At 69.5% G+C, this 19,879-nt stretch carries 16 protein-coding genes, 1 tRNA gene and 1 pseudogene; 10 read left to right on the top strand and 8 right to left on the bottom strand.

Annotation, left to right across the window (positions count from 1 at the left end; all coding sequences use genetic code 11):
- From MKK67_RS13795 to MKK67_RS13765, 7 genes and pseudogenes are all read left to right on the top strand, one after another.
- Window positions 1-851: polysaccharide deacetylase family protein (locus MKK67_RS13795; RefSeq protein WP_243965594.1), on the top strand; the 851-nt coding region annotated here is incomplete at its 5' end.
- Window positions 848-2,689: an ABC transporter ATP-binding protein gene (locus MKK67_RS13790; RefSeq protein ID WP_243965592.1), complete on the top strand. Its 1,842-nt coding sequence runs from the start codon at window positions 848-850 to the stop codon at window positions 2,687-2,689. The genes MKK67_RS13795 and MKK67_RS13790, both read left to right, overlap by 4 nt.
- Complete coding sequence (locus MKK67_RS13785) at window positions 2,689-3,564, top strand: hypothetical protein (protein WP_243965591.1); 876 nt, start codon at window positions 2,689-2,691, stop codon at window positions 3,562-3,564. Before MKK67_RS13790 ends, MKK67_RS13785 begins: the two co-directional genes overlap by 1 nt.
- A gap of 212 nt (window positions 3,565-3,776) precedes the next feature.
- Entirely contained in the window at window positions 3,777-5,645 is a 1,869-nt protein-coding gene (locus tag MKK67_RS13780; protein WP_243965589.1) for an ABC transporter substrate-binding protein, read from the top strand.
- Window positions 5,642-6,658, top strand: coding sequence for an ABC transporter permease (locus tag MKK67_RS13775; protein WP_243965587.1), 1,017 nt, complete (start codon window positions 5,642-5,644; stop codon window positions 6,656-6,658). The genes MKK67_RS13780 and MKK67_RS13775 overlap by 4 nt, the downstream gene beginning before the upstream one ends.
- Before the next feature lie 25 nt (window positions 6,659-6,683).
- Window positions 6,684-7,823: pseudogene (locus tag MKK67_RS13770) on the top strand (ABC transporter permease); the annotation flags it as partial.
- A gap of 432 nt (window positions 7,824-8,255) precedes the next feature.
- Window positions 8,256-8,498 (top strand): hypothetical protein, encoded by a 243-nt coding sequence (locus tag MKK67_RS13765; protein WP_243965585.1) that lies wholly within the window; start codon window positions 8,256-8,258, stop codon window positions 8,496-8,498.
- Window positions 8,499-9,031: 533 nt separating this feature from the next.
- On the opposite strand, the gene MKK67_RS13760 is transcribed toward MKK67_RS13765, so the two are convergent.
- Window positions 9,032-11,221: a sensor histidine kinase gene (locus tag MKK67_RS13760; RefSeq protein WP_409568398.1), complete on the bottom strand. Its 2,190-nt coding sequence runs from the start codon at window positions 11,219-11,221 to the stop codon at window positions 9,032-9,034.
- An 82-nt stretch (window positions 11,222-11,303) separates the two neighbouring features.
- On the bottom strand, window positions 11,304-11,645 hold the full coding sequence (locus tag MKK67_RS13755; protein WP_243965581.1) for a SelT/SelW/SelH family protein: 342 nt from the start codon (window positions 11,643-11,645) through the stop codon (window positions 11,304-11,306).
- 161 nt (window positions 11,646-11,806) lie between these two features.
- Here MKK67_RS13755 and MKK67_RS13750 point away from each other — a divergent pair.
- Both MKK67_RS13750 and MKK67_RS13745 read left to right on the top strand, forming a co-directional pair.
- Window positions 11,807-11,881, top strand: a tRNA-Val gene (locus tag MKK67_RS13750).
- 158 nt (window positions 11,882-12,039) lie between these two features.
- Window positions 12,040-13,572 (top strand): acyl-CoA carboxylase subunit beta, encoded by a 1,533-nt coding sequence (locus MKK67_RS13745; RefSeq protein ID WP_243965579.1) that lies wholly within the window; start codon window positions 12,040-12,042, stop codon window positions 13,570-13,572.
- A gap of 124 nt (window positions 13,573-13,696) precedes the next feature.
- On the opposite strand, the gene MKK67_RS13740 is transcribed toward MKK67_RS13745, so the two are convergent.
- The 3 genes from MKK67_RS13740 to MKK67_RS13730 all read right to left on the bottom strand — a co-directional run bounded on the left by MKK67_RS13740 (window position 13,697) and on the right by MKK67_RS13730 (window position 15,818).
- On the bottom strand, window positions 13,697-14,041 hold the full coding sequence (locus MKK67_RS13740; RefSeq protein WP_243965577.1) for an ABC transporter ATPase: 345 nt from the start codon (window positions 14,039-14,041) through the stop codon (window positions 13,697-13,699).
- 203 nt (window positions 14,042-14,244) lie between these two features.
- Window positions 14,245-14,799 carry a TerB family tellurite resistance protein gene (locus MKK67_RS13735; RefSeq protein WP_243965598.1) on the bottom strand — a complete coding sequence of 185 codons (555 nt, stop codon included), beginning with the start codon at window positions 14,797-14,799 and terminating at the stop codon, window positions 14,245-14,247.
- 101 nt (window positions 14,800-14,900) lie between these two features.
- Window positions 14,901-15,818: a metallophosphoesterase gene (locus tag MKK67_RS13730; protein ID WP_243965575.1), complete on the bottom strand. Its 918-nt coding sequence runs from the start codon at window positions 15,816-15,818 to the stop codon at window positions 14,901-14,903.
- A gap of 184 nt (window positions 15,819-16,002) precedes the next feature.
- Here MKK67_RS13730 and hemC point away from each other — a divergent pair, with 184 nt between their 5' ends.
- On the top strand, window positions 16,003-16,926 hold the full coding sequence (hemC, locus tag MKK67_RS13725) for a hydroxymethylbilane synthase (RefSeq protein WP_243965574.1): 924 nt from the start codon (window positions 16,003-16,005) through the stop codon (window positions 16,924-16,926).
- A gap of 192 nt (window positions 16,927-17,118) precedes the next feature.
- On the opposite strand, the gene MKK67_RS32635 is transcribed toward hemC, so the two are convergent.
- The 3 genes from MKK67_RS32635 to MKK67_RS13715 are packed head-to-tail and all read right to left on the bottom strand — an operon-like array spanning window position 17,119 to window position 19,837.
- Window positions 17,119-17,253: a hypothetical protein gene (locus MKK67_RS32635; protein ID WP_279601626.1), complete on the bottom strand. Its 135-nt coding sequence runs from the start codon at window positions 17,251-17,253 to the stop codon at window positions 17,119-17,121.
- A gap of 9 nt (window positions 17,254-17,262) precedes the next feature.
- A complete protein-coding gene (locus MKK67_RS13720) occupies window positions 17,263-18,333 on the bottom strand; it encodes a phytoene/squalene synthase family protein (RefSeq protein WP_243965573.1) in 1,071 nt (356 codons plus the stop codon).
- Complete coding sequence (locus MKK67_RS13715) at window positions 18,314-19,837, bottom strand: phytoene desaturase (RefSeq protein ID WP_243965572.1); 1,524 nt, start codon at window positions 19,835-19,837, stop codon at window positions 18,314-18,316. Before MKK67_RS13715 ends, MKK67_RS13720 begins: the two co-directional genes overlap by 20 nt.
- Between the last annotated feature and the right edge of the window lie 42 nt (window positions 19,838-19,879).

Raw genomic sequence — 19,879 nt, 5'->3', positions numbered from 1 at the left:
CCCCCCCTGCTGCGCAGGGTACCCTCCCCCGCAGAGGGGGGAGGGAGAGCGCGCGTTTCGGCTTCACTGTACTCCGAAAAACCCTGGACGAAGTGGCCGCGCGCGGCCAGCGTGTGCCGTTCTGGTGGCGGGACGACGATGCCGTGGCGGCCTCCCCTGCCCTCGATCGGCTGCTCGATCTCGCCGAGGCCCATGCCGTCCCGCTCCTGCTCGCCGCCATCCCGGCCCGGATCGAGCCATCCCTTGGAGACCGGTTGGTTTCGGCGCATCGCGTGAGTGTCGCCGTCCACGGCCTGGCCCATCACAACCACGCTCCACCCGGCGAAAAGCCCGCAGAGTTCGGCGTCCATCGCCCCCTCGACACGCTGGTGGCGGAGGCCGCCGCCGGGTTGCGGATCGCCCGGGAGCGGCTGCCGCAGGCGGTGCTGCTGCCGGTCTTCGTGCCGCCGTGGAACCGGCTGGCGCCGGACCTCGCCGCCGCCCTGCCCGGCCTGGGCTATCGCGGGCTGTCGGCCGTGCCAGGCCCAGCGATTCCCGGGCTCGATCGACTGGACGCGACGCTGGATCCGATCGACTGGCGCGGCACCCGCTCGCTGCGCGATCCCGACGCGCTGCTCCAAAGCCTCGCCGCCGGAATAACCCGCGATCCGGCGCAGCCCATCGGCCTGCTGACCCACCATCTCGCCCATGATGCCGCGCTCCGGGCCTTCGTCGCCGATCTGCTGGAGACATGCTGCGGACATCCGGCCGTGACATGTTTGGATCCGCGAAGCCTATTCAGCGGCGCCGCAGTGGAAACCGGCGCGGCCGGATCTACTCTTCAGCCTTCGGTCGCTGCGAGGAAAGGTTGAGCCCGCTTCTGTCCATCCGCGACCTCGCGGTCGCGTTCCGCACGGAAACCGGACCGTTCGAGGCGCTGCACGGCCTGTCGCTGGACGTGATGCGCGGGCAGACCCTGGCGCTGGTCGGAGAATCCGGCTCGGGCAAGTCGGTCACCGCCCAGGCGATCATGGGCATCCTGCCGGCCTCCGCGTCGATCACACGCGGAAAGATCCTGTTCCGCGACACGTCGGACGAGACCGACATCGCCCGGCTCGACACCGAGGGATCGGCCATGCGCGCGATCCGCGGCCAGCGGATCGCGATGATCTTCCAGGAGCCGATGACCTGCCTGTCGCCGCTCCACACGGTCGGCGATCAGATCGGCGAAGCCCTGCGCATCCATACCGGCGCCGACCGGAAGGAGGCCGATGCCCGCACGCAGGAGGCCCTGGCCCGGGTCGGGTTCCCGGATCCGAAGCGCGCCCTGAAGACCTACCCGTTCGAGCTCTCCGGTGGCCTGCGCCAGCGCGCCATGATCGCCATGGCGCTGATCCTGAAACCCGCCCTGCTGGTCGCCGACGAGCCGACCACGGCCTTGGATGTCACCACTCAGGCCCAGATCCTCGCCCTGCTGGCCCGGCTCCAGGACGAGACCGGCATGGCGATCCTGCTGATCACCCACGATCTCGGGGTGGTCGCCAACATCGCCCACGACGTCGCCGTGCTCTACCGGGGGCGTCTGGTGGAGGCCGGCCCCCGCGACACCGTCATGCGAGCCCCCGGCCACGCCTATCTGAAGGCGCTGCTCCACGCGGTGCCGCGGTTCGACATGGCGCCCGGCGAGCGCCTGACCCCGATCCGCCCGGCGCGCGCCGAGATCCCGCCGGTCCAGCCGCTGGCGAAGCTCACGGGGCCCCTGCTCCAAGTCGAGAATGTCAGCAAGAGCTACACCCTGCGGGCCGGCCGTTTCTGGCAGAAGCCCCGGATGGTCCACGCCGTCTCCGACCTGTCGCTGAGCCTCGCGGCCGGGGAGACCCTGGGGCTGGTCGGCGAATCCGGCTCCGGCAAGACCACGGTCTCGAAGATGATCATGCGGGCGCTGGACCCCGATTCCGGAACAATCCTGTTCGACGACGGCAGCGGTCCGCGGGATGTCCATGGCCTTTCGGGCGACGCCCTGTTCGCCTATCGGCGTACGGTCCAGTTCGTGTTCCAGGATCCTTACGCCTCCCTCGATCCGCGCATGACCGTGCGCCAGATCCTGTCCGAGCCTATGGAGATCCACGGCGTGCCCGTTGCCGAGCGGCGCGCGCGCTGCCGGGAGCTGATGGCCATGGTCGGGCTGGAGGCAAGCGGACTCGGCCGCTATCCGCACGCCTTCTCGGGCGGCCAGCGCCAGCGGATCGGCATCGCCCGGGCGCTGGCGCCGCGCCCGCGCCTGCTGGTGCTGGACGAGCCGGTCTCGGCGCTCGACGTCTCGGTCCAGGCGCAGATCCTGAACCTGCTCAAGGATTTGCAGGCGGCCCTCGGCCTGTCCTACCTGATCGTCTCCCACAACTTGGCAGTGATCGACTACATGGCGGATACGATCAGCGTGATGTGCCGGGGCCGGATCGTCGAGGAGGCGCCTCGCGCGGCCCTGTTCCGCCACCCGGTCCATCCCTACACGCGGGCGTTGCTCGCCGCCGTGCCGGACCCGAGCCTCGACCACCCGCTCGATTTCGCCGCCATCACCGGCGACCAGAACGACCCGACCCGCTGGGAAGCACCCTACCGGCTCGGCCCCGACGAGGCCGGCGCCATGCGGGCGATCGAGCCGGGCCACCGGGTCCGGTTCTCCACCGCGCAGGACGCGGAGGCCGCCTGATGCAGCCGCGTCCGCCCGTGATGCTGGAACGCCTACGCCGCAAGGTGCTGTCGCCCCTGTTCGACCGCCTCGGCTACGATCTCGTGCCGGCCGCCCCCGACTGGAGCCACCGCCCGACCTCGCCGCGGGAGGTCGCCACCCTGCTCGAATCCGCCGCCGCGATCCTGGCGCGGGATTTTGCCGCCTCCGGCCTCACGCCGGACGGCGATCTTCTCGACAGCGTCCGGGCGTTCTGGGCGCTGATCCCGACCGCTCCGGTCCGGCAGCGCAGGGGCGGCAGCGGCTTCAACGGCGCGCTCCAGCTCTACGTCCTGATGCGGGCGCTGAAGCCGGATTTCGTGATCGAATCCGGCGTGTTCCGCGGGCTCACCACTTGGGTGATCCGCATGGCGCGGCCCTCGGCCAAAATCTTCTGCCACGATCCGGACCTGTCCGGCCTCCAATACCGCGATCCCCAAGCGCGCTACAGCACCGCCGACTGGTCCGAAGCCGACTGGTCCGGCCTCGACCCGGCCAGGACGGTGGCGTTCTTCGACGATCACGTCGCCCAGGGGCGCCGGGTGGTGGAGGCCCACGCCCGCGGCCTGACCCGCCTGCTGTTCGACGACGACGCCGCCGGCCACCGGATCCACGCCCATGGCGGCCCGGCGCACCCGACCATCGCGATGATCACCGGCCCCGAGCACAGCCCGGAGCCGATCCGTTGGACCCGTAACGGCCGCCACTTCGAGCAGCCGGCCGACGACGCGCTGGTGCGACAGGCGGCCAGTCTGATCGCTCGGGCGCACGCCTTCGACGATCTCCACCGCGCCACGGGGTATTCGCCGGCGCGGCTGACCTATGTGGCGCTGCATCCTGCGGGGGGCGGGTCGTGAGCGGGGCTGACAAGCACAACGCTTTCCCCTCCCCCCTATGCGGGGGAGGGTGGCCCCTGCGTGAGCAGGGGGCGGGAGAGGGGAGCGACGCTTCCGGCACGGTCGCACCGATCGCCCCATCCTGCACCGTGGCGCTGCCCCTCTCCCCCCCTGCTGCGCAGGGTACCCTCCCCCGCAGAGGGGGGAGGGAAAGCAGTGTCTCCCGCCGCGCCATGATCGCCGGCCTTGGCGCCGCCGCCCTGCTCGTCCGCCCGCGCCATGCCCTCGCCGACACGCCTCCCACCGACACCCCCGCCCCGCCCGAAAAACCCTTCGTGATCGACCTCGCCGCCCGCGGCCGGCGCACCGGAACCGCCGGCGGGACGATCCGGACGCTGATCGCCAAGGCCCGGGATGTCCGATACCTCTCGGTCTACGGCTACACGCGGCTGGTCGGTTACGACGCCGCGCTGCAGCTGCGGCCGGACCTGCTGGAGCGGGTCGATGTCGCGAGCGGGGTCTTCACCTTCACCCTGCGCCAGGGCCACCGCTGGTCGGACGGGCACCCGTTCACCAGCGAGGACTTTCGCTATTACTGGGAGGACGTCGCCAACGAGAAGGCCCTGAGCCCCGAGGGGCCGCCGGCGTTCTTCCTGGTGGATGGCAAGCTCCCCGAGGTCGAGTTCCTCGACCCCGTGACGATCCGCTACAGCTGGGACCGGCCGAACCCGATGTTTTTGCCGGCGCTGGCCGCCCCCCGGGACCCGCTGATCTACCGCCCGGCGCACTACCTCAAGACCGTCCATGCCCGCTATCTCGGCAAGGAGGCGGCGGACGCGAAGGCCAAGGCGCTGAAGCTGCGCGGCTGGGCGGCCCTGCACAACCGCCTGGACGACAATTACGAGCTGAACAACCCGGACTGCCCGACCCTGCAGGGCTGGGTGCCGAAGACCCGGTCGCCGGCGACGCGGTTCCGGTTCGAGCGCAACCGCAGCTACCACCGGGTCGACACCGCCGGCACGCAGCTGCCCTACGTCGATTCCATCGTGATGGACGTCGCCTCGCAGGGGCTGCTCGTTGCCAAGACCAATGCCGGCGAGGCCGACCTGATGTTCCGTGGCCTGTCGATGCCCGACATCCCGAGCCTCAAGGAGGGCGAGAAGGCACATCGCTACCGCACCAACCTGTGGCCGGTGGCCCGAGGCTCCGAGATCGCCCTCTACCCGAACCTGACCACCCAGGATGCCGGCTGGCGGGCGCTGAACCGCGACGTGCGCTACCGCCAGGCCCTGTCGCTCGCCATCGACCGGCGCACCCTCAACAATACGCTGCTGTTCGGGCTGGGCACCGAGGGCAACGACACGATCGTGTCCGACAGCCCGCTTTATTCGCCTGAGCTGCGCACGCTCCACGCCGGATACGACCCGGCCGAGGCCTCGCGCCTCCTCGATTCCATCGGGCTGACCCGCCGCGACGGCTCCGGCATCCGCCTTCTGCCGGACGGCCGGGCCATGGAGCTGGTGGTCGATAGCGACGGCGAGGCCGAGATGGTGCTCGACGCGCTCCTGCTCATCACCGAGTTCTGGCGTGAGGTCGGGATCCGCCTGGTGACCAAACCGCAGGAGCGGACCAACCTGCACCGCCGCTCGATCGGCGGCATGACCGTGATGGTCGCCGCCCAGGGCCTCGACCTCGCGGTGCCGACCGCGATCATGCCACCCACCGAGCTGAGCCCGGCCCAGCCCGAGCACTATGCCTGGCCGCTCTGGAGCGCCCATGTCGAGAGCCGCGGCAAGTCCGGCGAGCCCTGCGACATCCCGGAGGTGCAGCATCTCCTCGACCTCGACCGGCAATGGCGCCACACCGACGACGCCGAGAAACAGGCCGCGATCTGGCGCGAGATGCTGATGAACCACGCGCAGAACACCTGGGTGATCGGCACGGTGGCGGGCGCGCTCCAGCCGGTGGTCGGGGCCGATCGCCTCGTCAACCTGCCCAAGCGCGCCCTGTATTCCTGGGATCCCACGGCCCTGATCGGCGTCCAGCGCCTCGACGAGGTGTTCTGGGACAAGGCCGCCGATACGCGCGTGGAGGCAAGGTGATCGTTCCCGTCCTTCGCCGCGTCGTCACCATGGCGCTGACGCTGCTTGTCATCTCGGCTTTGGTGTTCTTCATCATCAAGCTGCCGCCGGGCGACTACCTCACCAACCGGATCATGGAGCTGCGCGCCACCGGTGAGGCCGGCTCGGTGGCCAAGGCCGAATTGCTGATCCGCCAATACGGGCTCGACCGGCCGGTCTGGCAGCAATACCTGATGTGGATCGGCCTCATGCCCGGCCCGGTCGGGTTCTCCGGCCTGCTCCAGGGCGATTGGGGCTGGTCGTTCGAGTACGACAAACCGGTGGCCGATGTCGTCGGGGACGCGCTGTGGCTGACCCTGCTGATCAACCTGACCGCGGTGGTCTTCGTCCACGTGGTGGCGATCCCGGCGGCGATCTATTCGGCGACCCACCGGCACACGTTTGGGGACGCGGTGGTGACCCTGCTGGGCTATGTCGGCCTGGCCGTGCCGGGCTTCCTGCTGGCGCTGATCCTGCTGTTCTACGCCAACCGCTGGTTCGACCTGTCGATCGGCGGCCTCTACGATTCGGCGCTGACCAACCAGCCCTGGGACTGGCCCAAGATCCGGTCGCTGCTGGCGCATCTCGTGGTGCCGACCCTGGTGATCGGGCTCGGCGGCACCGCGGCGATGATCCGCCGGATGCGGGCGAACCTGCTGGACGAGCTGGCCAAGCCCTACACGGTCACCGCCCGCGCCAAGGGCCTGCCGCCGATGCGGGCGCTCCTGAAATACCCGTTCCGGATGTCGCTGAACCCGTTCGTGGCCGATATCGGCAACCTGCTGCCGCACCTCGTCTCGGGCTCGGTGCTGGTCTCGCTGGTGCTGAGCCTGCCGACCGTGGGGCCGCTGCTGCTCGACGCCCTGCGCAGCCAGGACCAGTTCATGGCCGGGTTCATCCTGATGTTCGTCGCCGGCCTCACGCTGGTCGGCATGCTGATCTCCGACCTGATCCTGGTCTGGCTCGATCCGCGCATCCGCATGGGCGCGCGGTAATGGGCGCGCGGTGACGGTTCCCATGATGCCAGAGACGGCCCGAGGCCATTTCGTCGATCCGGCGCCGTTCGAGCCGCAGGCGCTCGGCGAGAGCCCGGCCGGCAGCGCGTCGGCCTGGCGGCTGATCCTCCGAAAATTCCTGCGCCACCGGATCGCCGTCGCCTCGGCGCTGATCCTGCTGGCGCTCTACGCCACGGTGCCGTTCGTGGAGATGCTGGCACCCTACGGCCAGGCGCGGCGCAACGGCGACTTCCTGCACGCGCCGCCGCAGGGCGTGCACCTGTTCCACGACGGCCGCTTCGTCGGACCGTTCGTCTATCCCTACCGGGCCCATCTCGACCTCGATACCTTCCGGCGGGACTACGTGGTCGATGCCGGCCAGCCGCAGCCGCTGCGCTTCCTGTGCCGCGGCGACGGATATGACTGGCTCGGGCTGATCCACACCGACCTGCACCTCGTCTGCCCGCCGGAGAACGGCACCCTGTTCCTGCTCGGTACCGACCGGCTCGGGCGCGACCTGTTCTCCCGCATGATCTACGGGGCGCGGATCTCGCTCACCATCGGGCTGGTCGGCGTGGCGATCTCCTTCACCCTGGGCATGCTGTTCGGCGGGATCGCGGGCTATTTCGGCGGGATCGTCGATGCCGGGGTGCAGCGCCTGATCGAGGTGGTGCGCTCCCTGCCCGAACTGCCGCTCTGGCTCGCCCTGTCGGCCGCCCTGCCGCCGAACTGGAGCCCGCTGCTCGTCTTCCTCGGCATTACCGTGATCCTCGGCCTGCTCGACTGGCCGGGCCTCGCCCGGGCGGTGCGCGGCAAGCTCCTGGCCCTGCGCGAGGAGGATTTCGTCCAGGCCGCCGAGCTGATGGGCGCCTCGCCGGCGCGCGTCATCGGCCGCCACCTGATCCCGAACTTCATGAGCCACCTGATCGCCTCGGCGACCCTGTCGATCCCGACCATGATCCTGGGCGAGACCGCCCTCTCCTTCCTCGGCCTGGGCCTGCGCCCGCCGGTGACGAGCTGGGGCGTGCTGCTCAACGAGGCGCAGAATCTGGCGGCGGTGCAGCTCTATCCCTGGCTGCTGCTGCCGGTTCTGCCGGTCCTGGTGACGGTCCTGGCCTTCAACTTCATGGGCGATGGGCTGCGGGACGCAGCGGATCCGTATCACTGGGGAGGCCGTGGGTTGGGTCTGGAACGCCGATCCCAACCCCCCCCTCATCCTGAGGGGCCCGCGCCAGCGGGCCTCGAAGGGGCACTCCAGAGATCGTAAGAGCATCTGGAGGGCTCCTTCGAGGGTTGCGCTGCGCGCAAGAACCTAAGGATGAGGGGGGGGGGGGATGGGAATGACTGAGACAAGTCAGGCCTTTGAACTGGATGATCTTCAGTTTTTCGAGAATCCGCAATACGACAGGCCTCATATGAAAGCTTAATAAATCAACACGCGATCACTCAGAACCTATTCAGCTTGCATGACCTTAAAATCGAGCCGATCCGCTGAGGATGTCAGTGGCAGCTGCGCATAACGCCAGTGATTTTGGATCTATAGCCGCCGCGACGCCAACGGTACGATGTGGATCGCTCGTTTTAGGGAGGATCACCCATGCGTATGATCGCCTGTATTGCTGTCCTCGTCGTATCAGTGACCACGCCTGCCGTGTCACAGGATTTCCAGAAGCAACGCGAACTCGACATTCTGAAAGACATCGAGTCCAACCAGCGGCAGCAGCTCGAATTCGCCCGCGAGCAGGCTCACCGCGATAGTGAGCGGGCTTGGCGAGAGGAGAATGCCTACGTCAACGCTCAGCGAGACGCGCAGAGTGCCCGCCGCTTCGATCGGCACTGATCGATGGCCCGCTCGTACCCGTATCGCCCTTGGATCTGTAGGACGAGACGGACGGCAGTGTGCCGACCCGGGCTCAGGAGGCTCACCCGTCGCGTTGCGCAGGGCGCAACCGGCTCCCTCGCTCGTGCAGACCGGAGCGCAAGTCGGATCCTTCTCGGCTGCAAGAGACATCGCATCGCGGAAGACACGCGCCCTCCCTCCCCCCGCTGCGGGCTACGGCGTTCGCACATCGGCACTCATAGGGCGCGACGAACCCCCTCTCCCGTGCGGGAGAGGGTTGGGGTGAGGGATGCGACATCTCCGGAAAGACCTGTTCCCTCACCCTGTCACTCTCCCGCACGGGAGAGGGGTCCCGCGCCTGATCCTGCAACCGTGTTGCCCAGCCCGATATGTGAATCCGGTAGCCGCAGAGGGGGGGGAGGGAGACGCGCTTGGGGCCAGCCTTGGCCTTCATCCGGCATCCGTGTGAGAGGCTGCTCGCCCGGACCGGAGAAAGGCCCCGCGCTATAGCCGAAGCCGCTTGAATGCGCCCCCTACCCCGCCAACGGCAGCGGCGCGATCCGTGCGGGCGCCACGGCGCTCTTGCGCTCCAGCAGCCCCGGCGGCGGGACCGGCGCGTCGATCGTGCAGATCACGCCGGTCTCCTCGTAGGTCAGCGTCACCTCGCCGGCGAGCTCGCGGGCGAGGCTGCGCTCGATCAGGCGGGAGCCGAAGCCGGTGCGGGTCGGCTTCTTCACCGGCGGGCCGCCGCGCTCGGCCCAGCGCAGGTACAGGCGGATCTCCGCCTCGCGCCGCACCGTCCAAGAGATCTCGACCGTGCCGCCCTCGACCGAGAGCGCGCCGTACTTCACCGCGTTGGTGCCGAGCTCGTGCAGCGCCATGGCGATCGACAGGGCGAGCCGCGGCGGCAGGCGCAGGGCCGGGCCGATCACCGCGAAGCGCGAGGCGTGCCCATCGCCCGATTCGAGCGGACGGATCGCGTCCGCCACCACGGCCGACAGCTCCGCGCCCTCCCAGCTCTCGCGGGTGAGCACGTCGTGGACCCGGGCGAGGGCCAGGAGCCGCGCCTCGAACGCCGCCCGGGCGGCGTCGGCCTCCGGTCCCTCGAGATTGCGCAGGGACTGGCCGGCGATCGACTGCACCGTGGCGAGGGTGTTCTTCACCCGGTGGTTCAGCTCGTGGATCAGGAGAAGCAGGTGCTCCTCGGCGAACTTCGCGTCGGTGATGTCGATGTTGCAGCCGGTATAGCCGAGGAAGGTCTGGTCGTCGTCGAGGCGCGGCACGCCCTCGCAGCGCAGCCAGCGCACGGCCCCGCCCCGGTCGATGACCCGGACCTCGGTGCGGAACGGCGCGCGCGCCTCGAAGGCCTCGGAGAAGGCGGCGCGAAAATTCTCGAGATCGTCCGGATGGACGATCCGCTCCCAACCCTCGTTGGTGAGCTGCGCCGCCGGGATCCCGAACATGTGCTCGAAATGGAGGTTGGCGAAGCTGACCCCGCCGGTCTCATCGGTCATCCAGATCAGGGCCGGCGCGGAATCGGCCATGTGGCGGAACCGGGCCTCGCTCTCGCTGAGCGCGGTCAGGCCGCGGCGGGTGTCGGCAAGGGCGCGGTCGCGCTCGGCCTCGCGGGTCCGCAGCCGCAGGGACGCGTCGGACAGCACCGCCCCGAGCCGCTGGATCTCGTGGACGGGTGACGGCACCCGGGGGATCGCCTCACCCCGCGACAGGGCCGGACCCGACGCCGCCAGCAGCCGCAGCGGGCGCGAGACCCGGGACCAGAGGTTGACCGCCAGAACCGACGAGGTGGCGAGCACCAGCAGGCCGAAGCCCGCGAACGCCCAGATCCAGCGGCGCACACGGGCATCCACCAGGGCCTGCGGGATGCTGGTGGCGACCATCCAGCCGGTAAGGCGCGAGCGCGCCTCGATGACCACCACCGGCTTGTGCTGGCGATCCTGGCCCTCCCAGACGCCCGGCGTCGCGGTCTGCACCTGGCGCAGGCTCGCGAGCCGGGGCTTGCCGATCACCGGATCCGGATCCGGCAGGCGGGCGAGGACGATCCCGTTCCGGTCCGAGATGCCGGTGGTCCAGCCCGGCACGACCTCCCGGGACAGGATGCCCTGGAGCCTCGACAGCGGCACCGTGAAGCTCAGGATGTAGGCGACCTCGCCGTCCACCATCACGGGGACGCCGACCGCGTAGGTCGCCTCGCTCGGGGTCGGGCCCGGGATGTAGCCGCTGACCATCGCCCGCTGGGCGCCCTGGGTCAGGTCCGGGTCGAACGGCAGCGGCATCATCGGCATCGGCGCGCCGCGGGGCGCGCCGGTATTGACCACCTCCTGGCCGTTCGGCCGCCGGAGCAGCACGTCGAGGTCGATCGACTCGCGGACCAGGCGGGCCTGCGCGTCGAAGGCCTCGAAGTCGCCTTGGCGAATCCGCGGCGAGGTCGCCAGCGTCTGCAGCACCGAGACGAGGCCGGCGGTGTCGCGGTCCAGCGACAGGCCGATGCCGCGCACGTTCTCGCGGGCGTCCTGCTCGAAGCGGGCGCGCTCGGCCGAGGCGTAGCGCATCAGCAGGATGCTGGTGAACAGCAGCCCCGGCCCGATCAGCGCCACCACCAGGGCGATCAGGTAGACCTGCGTCGAGAAGCCGTTGCGCCCGAACCGGTACAGCCGGCGCGACAGCCACGACCGACGCGCGGGAAGGACCGCCGGGAGGTTCACGCCCTCGGCCTCCTGCTCCGGGCTCAAGCGGCGCCCGTCCCCGGCCCGCGGTGCCCCGCGGGCTCCTCGCCGTTCCCTCGCTTCATGACCGGTCGATATGACCGAGATCGCGCTCCGGGTCGAGGTGGTCGCGCACTCTCTGCTTGAGAGCCTTCACGTCGGGGAAGCCGCCATCGCGGACCCGCTCCCACAGCAGCACGCCCGCAATCTCGATGCGGAAGGCGCCGCCGGTGGCGGGCACGAGGGCGACCTCGCCGAGATCGTCCCGGAAGGTCGAGAGCAGCTCCTGCGCCATCCAGGCCGAGCGCAGCAGCCAATTGCACTGCGTGCAGTAGGTGATCGCGACGCGCGGCCCTGCCGGGCGCACGCCGTCCTCCCCCGTCACGTCGCTGTCGGGCCGAACGCCCGCTTGCTTCTCGTGCATGGAGCCACAGCGCATTGCGGCGCCTGGCTTGTCAACCTCATGCGGGGTGCTTGACGTTTCGGGTCGGCGCGCCCTAGAAGGCCCGGCATCCGGTCGCCGCCTGCTCCAGGCGTGTTCGACCGCGTTGGTTCCGCCCCTGGGGTTTGGCCCCTTGGCGGCACGGACGGTTAGCACAGCGGTAGTGCGTTCCCTTCACACGGGAAAGGTCGCAGGTTCGATCCCTGCACCGTCCACCATTCTTCCCCCTCCCCCCGAATGTCCGACGTGTCTGACATTGGCGTCGGTTTGCCACCCGAAAAGCCCGTGCTAAGGCCGCGTGATCGGTGAACGCACAAGCTTCGACCCGGCCTCAACCGGGCAAGGCGGCACGAGCAGGGTAAGGGCGGGAACAGCCATGAAGAACATCCTCGACAAGCTCGCGGAGCGGCGGGCCCAGGCGCGCCTGGGCGGCGGCGAGAAGCGCGTCGAGGCCCAGCACAACCGCGGCAAGCTCACGGCACGCGAGCGGATCGAACTCCTCCTCGACCACGGGTCGTTCGAGGAATTCGACATGTTCGTGCAGCACCGCTCCACCGATTTCGGCATGGAGAAGCAGAAGATCCCCGGCGACGGCGTCGTCACCGGCTGGGGCACGATCAACGGCCGCACCGTCTTCCTGTTCTCGAAGGATTTTACGGTGTTCGGCGGCTCCCTGTCGGAGGCCCACGCGCAGAAGATCGTGAAGGTCCAGGACATGGCGCTGAAGATGCGCGCCCCGATCATCGGCATCTTCGATGCCGGCGGCGCGCGCATCCAGGAGGGCGTCGCGGCGCTCGGCGGCTACGGCGAGGTGTTCCGCCGGAACGTCATGGCCTCGGGCGTGATCCCGCAGATCTCGGTGATCATGGGGCCTTGCGCGGGCGGCGACGTCTACTCGCCGGCCATGACCGACTTCATCTTCATGGTCCGCGACACGAGCTACATGTTCGTGACCGGCCCGGATGTGGTGAAGACCGTCACCAACGAGGTCGTGACGGCGGAAGAACTCGGCGGTGCCAAGGTCCACACCACGAAATCCTCCATCGCCGACGGCTCGTTCGAGAACGACGTCGAGGCGATCCTGCAGATCCGTCGCCTGCTCGACTTCCTGCCGGCCAACAACATCGAGGGCGTTCCGGAGATCGAGAGCTTCGACGATGTCGACCGGCTCGACATGTCGCTGGACACCCTGATCCCCGACAATCCGAACAAGCCCTACGACATGGGCGAGTTGATCCGCCGCGTCGTCGACGAGGGCGACTTTTTTGAAATTCAGGCGGCCTACGCCCGCAACATCATGACCGGTTTCGGCCGGATCGAGGGCCGCACCGTCGGCTTCGTCGCCAACCAGCCGATGGTGCTGGCCGGCGTGCTGGACTCGGATGCCTCGCGCAAGGCCGCCCGGTTCGTGCGCTTCTGCGACGCCTTCGCGATCCCGATCGTGACCTTCGTCGACGTGCCGGGCTTCCTGCCGGGCACCGCGCAGGAATATGGCGGCCTGATCAAGCACGGCGCCAAGCTGCTTTTTGCTTATTCGCAGGCGACGGTGCCGCTGGTCACGATCATCACCCGCAAGGCCTTCGGCGGCGCCTACGACGTGATGGCCTCGAAGCATGTGGGCGCGGATCTCAACTACGCCTGGCCCACCGCCCAGATCGCCGTGATGGGCGCCAAGGGCGCGGTGGAGATCATCTTCCGCAGCGAGCTTGGCGACCCGGACAAAATCGCGGCGCGGACCGGCGAGTACGAGGATCGGTTCCTGTCACCCTTCGTGGCGGCCGAGCGCGGCTACATCGACGAGGTGATCATGCCGCACTCGACCCGCCGCCGGATCGCCCGGGCGCTCGGCATGCTCCGCACCAAGGAGATGGAGCAGCCCTGGAAGAAGCACGACAATATCCCGCTCTGAGGCGGGGATACGGGCGCTCCTCAACCGGTTCGCACATCCCAGGATAATGCGCGCGCCCCCTCTCCCGCACGGGAGAGGGGGCGCGTCGCGGCTGAACACGTCGATATGGAAAACTTATTGAACCTCAGCTCCGGTCACTGTGCTCGATCACCGCGCACAGCGTCAGCGGCCCCTTGTCGGGTGAGACCATCGCCGAGCAGGTGATCCGGGCGCCGCCGAGATCGACATTGCTGTGCCGCAGGCGCACGGCGGCGGCTTGGGCGCGGTGCGCGGCCTCCGTGATGGTCGCGGCATCGATGCCGGTCACCGCATGGCCGGCCCGGCCGAAGGTCTCGTAATACGCGTCCGGCGGGCTGGCGCCGCGATACTGCGCGCCGACCGAGGACAGATCCGGGGTGCCGCAAGCCAGCGTCAGGGTCATGTCGGGACCGACGGCAAAGCCGGCGTAATCGCTGCGCCGCTCAGTCACCGTCGCGGCCGTCTCCGACGTGACTTGGTCGATGAGCGTGTCGCAAGATTGGGCCCAGGCGGAACCTGGGCCGGCAGCGAGGACCACTAGGGTAACGATGGGGAGAAGTGCACGCATCGCGTGTACATAGCGCGAAGACCGAACCCCGCGAGGGACGCGTCGTTGGGGCGCGGCGTTCGGGCGCGATGCACCGCTGCCGTCTGTCAGCCGAACGCGCGGCGCCGATCCACGACACAGCTCGGGTTTTCCGTCGGCAGGCGCCGCTTGAGGCGGCCGATGGCCTCGCGTTGCAACGCGCTCGGCTCGGAATGGGCGGCGGCGACCTTCGTCAGCATGTCGATCAGTTCGGTGCGCTCGGCGACAGTGAGGTGCCCACGCAGCAGGGGGATCAACGGGTCGGCTACCTGCGCGAAGGGCAGGCGCGCCTGCGTGTAGCGCCAGGCACGCTCGAACATCGCGGACATCGTCGCGATCCCGAGCGGCGTCTCCATGAAGTCGAGGATGCGCGTTTTCTCGCTCGCCGTGACAGGGCTCCCGGTCCGCACGAGCTGGATCATGAGGATCACGGCGGCCAAGCGCACGTCGCGCACACGCTCGAGGGACGTGCCGAACACGTCCTCCAGGACGGATTTTGCCTGCCGCTGAAGCCCCATCGTGTCGTGGTCGACGTCGTTGAGGTGCTGGACCGTGCAGTGCGCCCGAAGGATCCAGAAGATGATGGCGGCCAGAATGCCGACGACGGCGATCAGGATCGGCAACGTCGCCTCGCCCACGATTCGACACCGCGATATCACCAAGCCATGCAGACAGGGTCAATTTGACGCAGTCCGTTGCCGAGCGCACGGCAAGATTTGCGCGATTAGGCGGCCTTCGCGCTTGCCTCCGCCATTCCGAGGTCCAGCAAAACAATCTCCGGCGGTACGCCGAAGCGCACCGGGATCCGGCTCATCCCGAAGCCGCCGGAGACGATCAGGTGGCGCCCGTCCTGGATGATATGGCCGTAGGCGTAATCGTGGCCGCGCACCCGCCGGATCGCGGGCGAGTGGCCGAACAGCCGGACCTGGCCGCCGTGGGTATGGCCGGCGAGCGTCAGTGAGACCCGGTCTGGCACGTCGGCGAAGATGTCGGGCTCGTGGGCCATCAGGATCACCGGCGCATCGTCGGTGATCGTGCCGAGGGTGGCGGGCAGGTCGTCGAGGCCGATATCGAAGCTGTTGAAGTAGGGCTGCTGGTCGGCGAGGCCGGCGAGCCAGAACGGCCGCCCGTCCTTCACCAGCCGCAAAGCCTCGTTCTCCATCACCGGGATGCCGCGGGCCTCCAGCAGGTGCTTGACCGCGGGCGAGCCGCGGCGGGAGCGCTGAACGGCGTGATCGTCCCACCAATCGTGATTGCCCAGGATCGCGTGGGTGCCGAGCGGCGCCTTCAGGCCCTCGACCATCCGGGCGAACTGTTCGAGCGGCAGCTTGCGCCAGGCGATCTTGCCAGCCGGGTAATCGCCGAGCATCAGCACGAGATCGGGCTTCAACGCGTTGGTGGCGTCGATGATCTCCGCCACCCGGTCGAACGGCATGTACGGCTCGCAGATGTGGAAATCCGCCAGCACCGCCACGCGCAGGCGCAGGGCCGGGTCCCAGCGCGGCAGGACCGGCGCGTAGTTCGTCACCACCAGCCGGTGCAGCGGCTCGACATCGACGGCGTAGACTCCCGTGGCGGCCACGAGCCCGGCGCCGGCCCCGAGTCCGGTGAGGAACTGCCGTCGGCTTGGCACGATCAGCATGGGGCGTCCAAGGGCTCTCGAATTGACCTGTGAGCCGCTAAGCGCGCAGTCCGGCGAAACCGGGGCGGTGCCCAGCCTGACACGAAGACGCTTCAGCGAGTCTGAATCCCGCATCCGGCGATGGCCTGCGGCTACAGGCAGGCTATAACGGGCGCATAACGCCGCAAGAAACGTCCGGACCCCAATGTTGAACCGCCCCCTGCGCATCGGCACCCGCGGCAGCCCGATGGCGCTCGCACAGACCGGGATGGTGCGCGACAAGATCGTGGCGGCCAATCCGGGGCTCGAGACCGAGCTGGTGGTGGTCACCACGGTGGCCGACAAGATCCTGGATCGCCCGCTCTCGGAGATCGGCGGCAAGGGCCTGTTCACCAAGGAACTCGAGCAGGCTCTATTCTCCGACGAGGTCGATGTGGCGGTCCATTCCATGAAGGACGTGGAGACCTGGCTGCCGGACGGCCTCGTGATCGCCTGCATCCTGGAGCGCGACGACCCGCGCGACGCCTTCCTGTCGCCGCACGCGGACGGGCTCGCGGGCCTTCCGCACGGCGCAAGGGTCGGCACCTCGTCGCTTCGGCGGGGCGCGCAGGTGCTGATGACCCGGCCGGACCTGAAGGTGGTGCCGCTGCGCGGCAACGCCAACACCCGGATGCGCAAGCTCGAATCCGGCGAGTGCGACGCCACCCTGCTGGCGCTGGCCGGGCTGCAGCGCCTCGGCCTGCAGGATATGGCCCGCAGCATCCTGTCGGTGGACGAGATGCTGCCCGCGGTGGCCCAGGGGGCGCTCGGGATCGAGTGCCGGGCCGATGATGGCGCAGTCCGTGACCTGCTCGCGCCGATCGCCTGCGCCCGCACCACCACGGCGATCGCGGCCGAGCGCGCGCTGCTCGCCGAGCTCGACGGCTCCTGCCGGACACCGATCGCCGCCCTGGCGCAGATCGACGGCGACACTCTCACGCTCGATGGTCTGCTGTTCCTGCCCGACGGCAGCCGGCACTGGTCGGTCTCCCGGCAGGGCCCGGCGGCGGAGGCCGAGCGGATCGGACGCGAGGCCGGCGCCGTGCTGAAGGAGGCGGCGGGGGAGACCTACGCGCGCCACCTGCAATAGGCGGCGTCTTTATCAAACCACCGGCACTCCCAATCTCCCCCTTATCCTGAGGTGCCGGGCGATCGCAGATCGCTCGGCCTCGAAGGAGCCCTCCAGAAGTCTCCGCGCCTTCTGGAGGGCTCCTTCGAGGCCCGCTGACGCGGGCGCCTCAGGATGAGGGGGAGATTGGGATCGACCGATTTGGCGAAACGGTCACTCCCGCTCGTCACCGCGTGCGCGGTCGTGGCGGATGCTGCGGCGGACGGCGATGAGCTGCCAGAGGCCGAGCCCCAAGGCGAGCGCGAAGACCAGCCCGATATCGAAGGCCGCGAACAGGCTGTCGCTCACGGGTGGGCCTCACGACGGCGCGGAGGGGCCGAAGGCCTCGCGCTCGCGCATCCGCTCGATCAGTTCCAGCACGTGCACGACCCGGCCGCCCACGTCCCACCAGGGGCGCAACACGGAAAGCCGTCGATCGGGCAAGGGCGGGTGACGCATCACCGCGTCGATCAGGAACGCAACCTCCGGCAGGGCCGGCGCCGCGAGGCCAGGAACCGCCGGACTGGCGCGCAGGGCACGGGCGATCAGGGCCAGCTTGCGGGCCGTCCCGACCCGGGCGCGGCTACCGACGGAATCGTATCCCTGCGCCGCCACGACCCGGCCGATCTCGGAATAAATCAGCGCCGCGGCCCGGATCGCCGGCTGGCAGGGAGCCGGCAGGGCCGCGATCCCGGCCTCGGCCCGCCGGTACAGCCCATCGGCCTCGGCGAGCAGCCGGGCGACCACGCCAGCCAGCGCCGGGCTCGGCCGCGGATCGGCGAGAAACGCCTCCGGGTCGAGCCCGGCGGCGACCATCCAGTCGAGCGGCAGGTAGAGCCGGCCCATCCTGGCATCCTCGCCGACATCGCGGGCGATGTTGGTGAGCTGCATGGCCGCGCCGAGATCGCAGGCGCGGGCGAGCGCGTCGGGGCAGCGCGCGCCCATGATCAGCGCCATCATGGCCCCGACCGAGCCCGCCACCCGGGCTGCATAGGCATGGAGCGCGGCCATGTCGGCGTAAAGCCGTCCCTCCGCGTCCCAGCAAAAACCCTCGATCAGGGCGTAGGGGAGCGCTTCGGGGATCGCGTAGGTGTCGACGATCTCCGAGAAGGCCCGGTCTGCGGGCGCGTCGGCGGGGGTGCCGGCATAGGCCAGCGCCACCCGGGTGCCGAGGCGGGCCACAGCGTCGCGCCGGTCGGACGGATTCTCGGCCTCGTCGACCAGATCGTCCGAGAGGCGGCAGAACGCGTAGAGCCCGTAGGCGGCCTCGCGCACCTCCCCGGGCAGCAGCCGTCCGGCGGCGAAAAAGCTCTTCGAGCCGGCGCGGATCGCCACCCGGCAGGCGGTGCGGTCGGCGGCCGCGGCGAATTCAGGCGGAAACACAAGCATCCGGAACCACCAGATCGAGGATACGGGCGGAGGAGAGCACGCCGGGCAATCCGGCTCCGGGATGCGTGCCGGCCCCGACGAGGTACAGGTTGCGCACGTCGCTCGACCGGTTGTGCGGCCGGAACCACGCGGATTGGGTCAGGACCGGTTCGAGGCCGAAGCCGGAGCCTCGGTAGCTCTGGAAGTCGTCCTGGAATTCCTGGGGCGTCGTCACCTTCGAGGTGACGATGGCCTCCGACAGGCCCGGCAACACGCTCGATTCCAGCATCGCGGCGATCCGGCGCCGATACGGCTCGGCGAGTTCGCGCCAATCCTGGCCGCCGGCCAGGTTCGGCACCGGCGCCAGCACGTAGAACGCGTCGCAACCCGGCGGCGCCAGGCTCGGATCCGTGGCTGTCGGCCGGTGCAGGTAGAGGCTCGCATCCTCGGCCAGCACCTTCTTGTCGAAGATGTCGGCTAGCAGCCCGCGATAGCGCGGCCCGAGCAGGATCATGTGGTGGGCGACATCCGGGTAGCGGCGCTTCGTGCCGAAATACCAGACGAACAGCCCCATCGAGGAGCGTGCACGCTTCAGCCGTCCGGGGCTCCAGCGCCGGGGCTTCGGTAGCAGCCGCGCATGCGTCACCGCCGAATCGGCGTTCGAGACCACGAGATCGGCCGCGATCGTCTCGCCGCTCGCGAGCTCAACGCCGGTGGCGGTCCCGTTCTCGACGCGGATGCGGGCGACATCGACGCCGAGCCGCACCCGGCCGTGCTGGCTCCGGATCAGCCGGACCAGTCCCTCGACCAGCTTGCCCGTGCCGCCCATGGCGAAATGGACGCCCCAGCGCCGCTCGAGATCGGCGATCAGGCAGTAGATCGCGCTCGCCCGGAACGGGTTGCCGCCGATCAGCAGCGGGTGGAAGCTGAACACGGTGCGCAGCCGCTCGTCGCGGATGAAGCGCGCCACCACGGAATGGACTGAGCGGTGGCCAGAGAGGCGCAGCAGGTCCGGGGCGATCTTCAGCATCGAACCGACGCTGCCGAACGGGACATGGCCGAGCTGCTCGAAGCCGATCCGGCAGACGGCGCGGCTGTGCGCCATGAAGCGGTCATAGCCGGCGACATCGCCGGGGGCGAACCGCGCCACCTCGGCGCGCATCCGCTCGGGATCGCCGCTGTACTCGAAGGTTTCGCCATCGGCGAAGCGGATCCGGTAGAACGGATCGATCGGCACCAGGGCGACGTCGTCGGAGAGCCGGCGGCCGGCGAGCTGCCACAGCTCCTCGAACAGCTGCGGCGCCGTGACGATGGTCGGCCCGGCATCGAAGGTGAAGCCGTCTTGCCGGTGGACCCGGGCGCGGCCGCCCGCCTGCTCCAGCCGCTCCAGCACGGTGACCCGGTAGCCCCGCGCCCCGAGCCGGATCGCGGCGGCCAGGCCGCCGAAGCCCGAGCCGACGACGACCGCGTGCGGTCGCCGATCCGTCTTCTGCCGTTCCGCCGGCTCGACCGCGAGTGTCAACATAACTTGACACTATGCCGGGGATTTTTTCATACGCAAGGCCGA

The organism is Methylobacterium sp. J-072, assembly GCF_022829425.1.
GTDB lineage: Bacteria > Pseudomonadota > Alphaproteobacteria > Rhizobiales > Beijerinckiaceae > Methylobacterium.
This window is presented reverse-complemented; position numbering and strand designations above follow the sequence as displayed.

Bases quoted from the DNA above. Each gene is read 5' to 3' on its own strand.
- MKK67_RS13780 (WP_243965589.1), top strand. From the start codon at position 3,777: ATGATCGCCGGCCTTGGCGCCGCCGCCCTGCTCGTCCGCCCGCGCCAT.
- MKK67_RS13730 (WP_243965575.1), bottom strand. From the start codon at position 15,818: ATGCTGATCGTGCCAAGCCGACGGCAGTTCCTCACCGGACTCGGGGCC.
- MKK67_RS13715 (WP_243965572.1), bottom strand. From the start codon at position 19,837: ATGTTGACACTCGCGGTCGAGCCGGCGGAACGGCAGAAGACGGATCGG.
- MKK67_RS13785 (WP_243965591.1), top strand. From the start codon at position 2,689: ATGCAGCCGCGTCCGCCCGTGATGCTGGAACGCCTACGCCGCAAGGTG.
- hemC (WP_243965574.1), top strand. From the start codon at position 16,003: ATGTTGAACCGCCCCCTGCGCATCGGCACCCGCGGCAGCCCGATGGCG.
- MKK67_RS13755 (WP_243965581.1), bottom strand. From the start codon at position 11,645: ATGCACGAGAAGCAAGCGGGCGTTCGGCCCGACAGCGACGTGACGGGG.
- MKK67_RS13765 (WP_243965585.1), top strand. From the start codon at position 8,256: ATGCGTATGATCGCCTGTATTGCTGTCCTCGTCGTATCAGTGACCACG.
- MKK67_RS13745 (WP_243965579.1), top strand. From the start codon at position 12,040: ATGAAGAACATCCTCGACAAGCTCGCGGAGCGGCGGGCCCAGGCGCGC.
- MKK67_RS13720 (WP_243965573.1), bottom strand. From the start codon at position 18,333: ATGCTTGTGTTTCCGCCTGAATTCGCCGCGGCCGCCGACCGCACCGCC.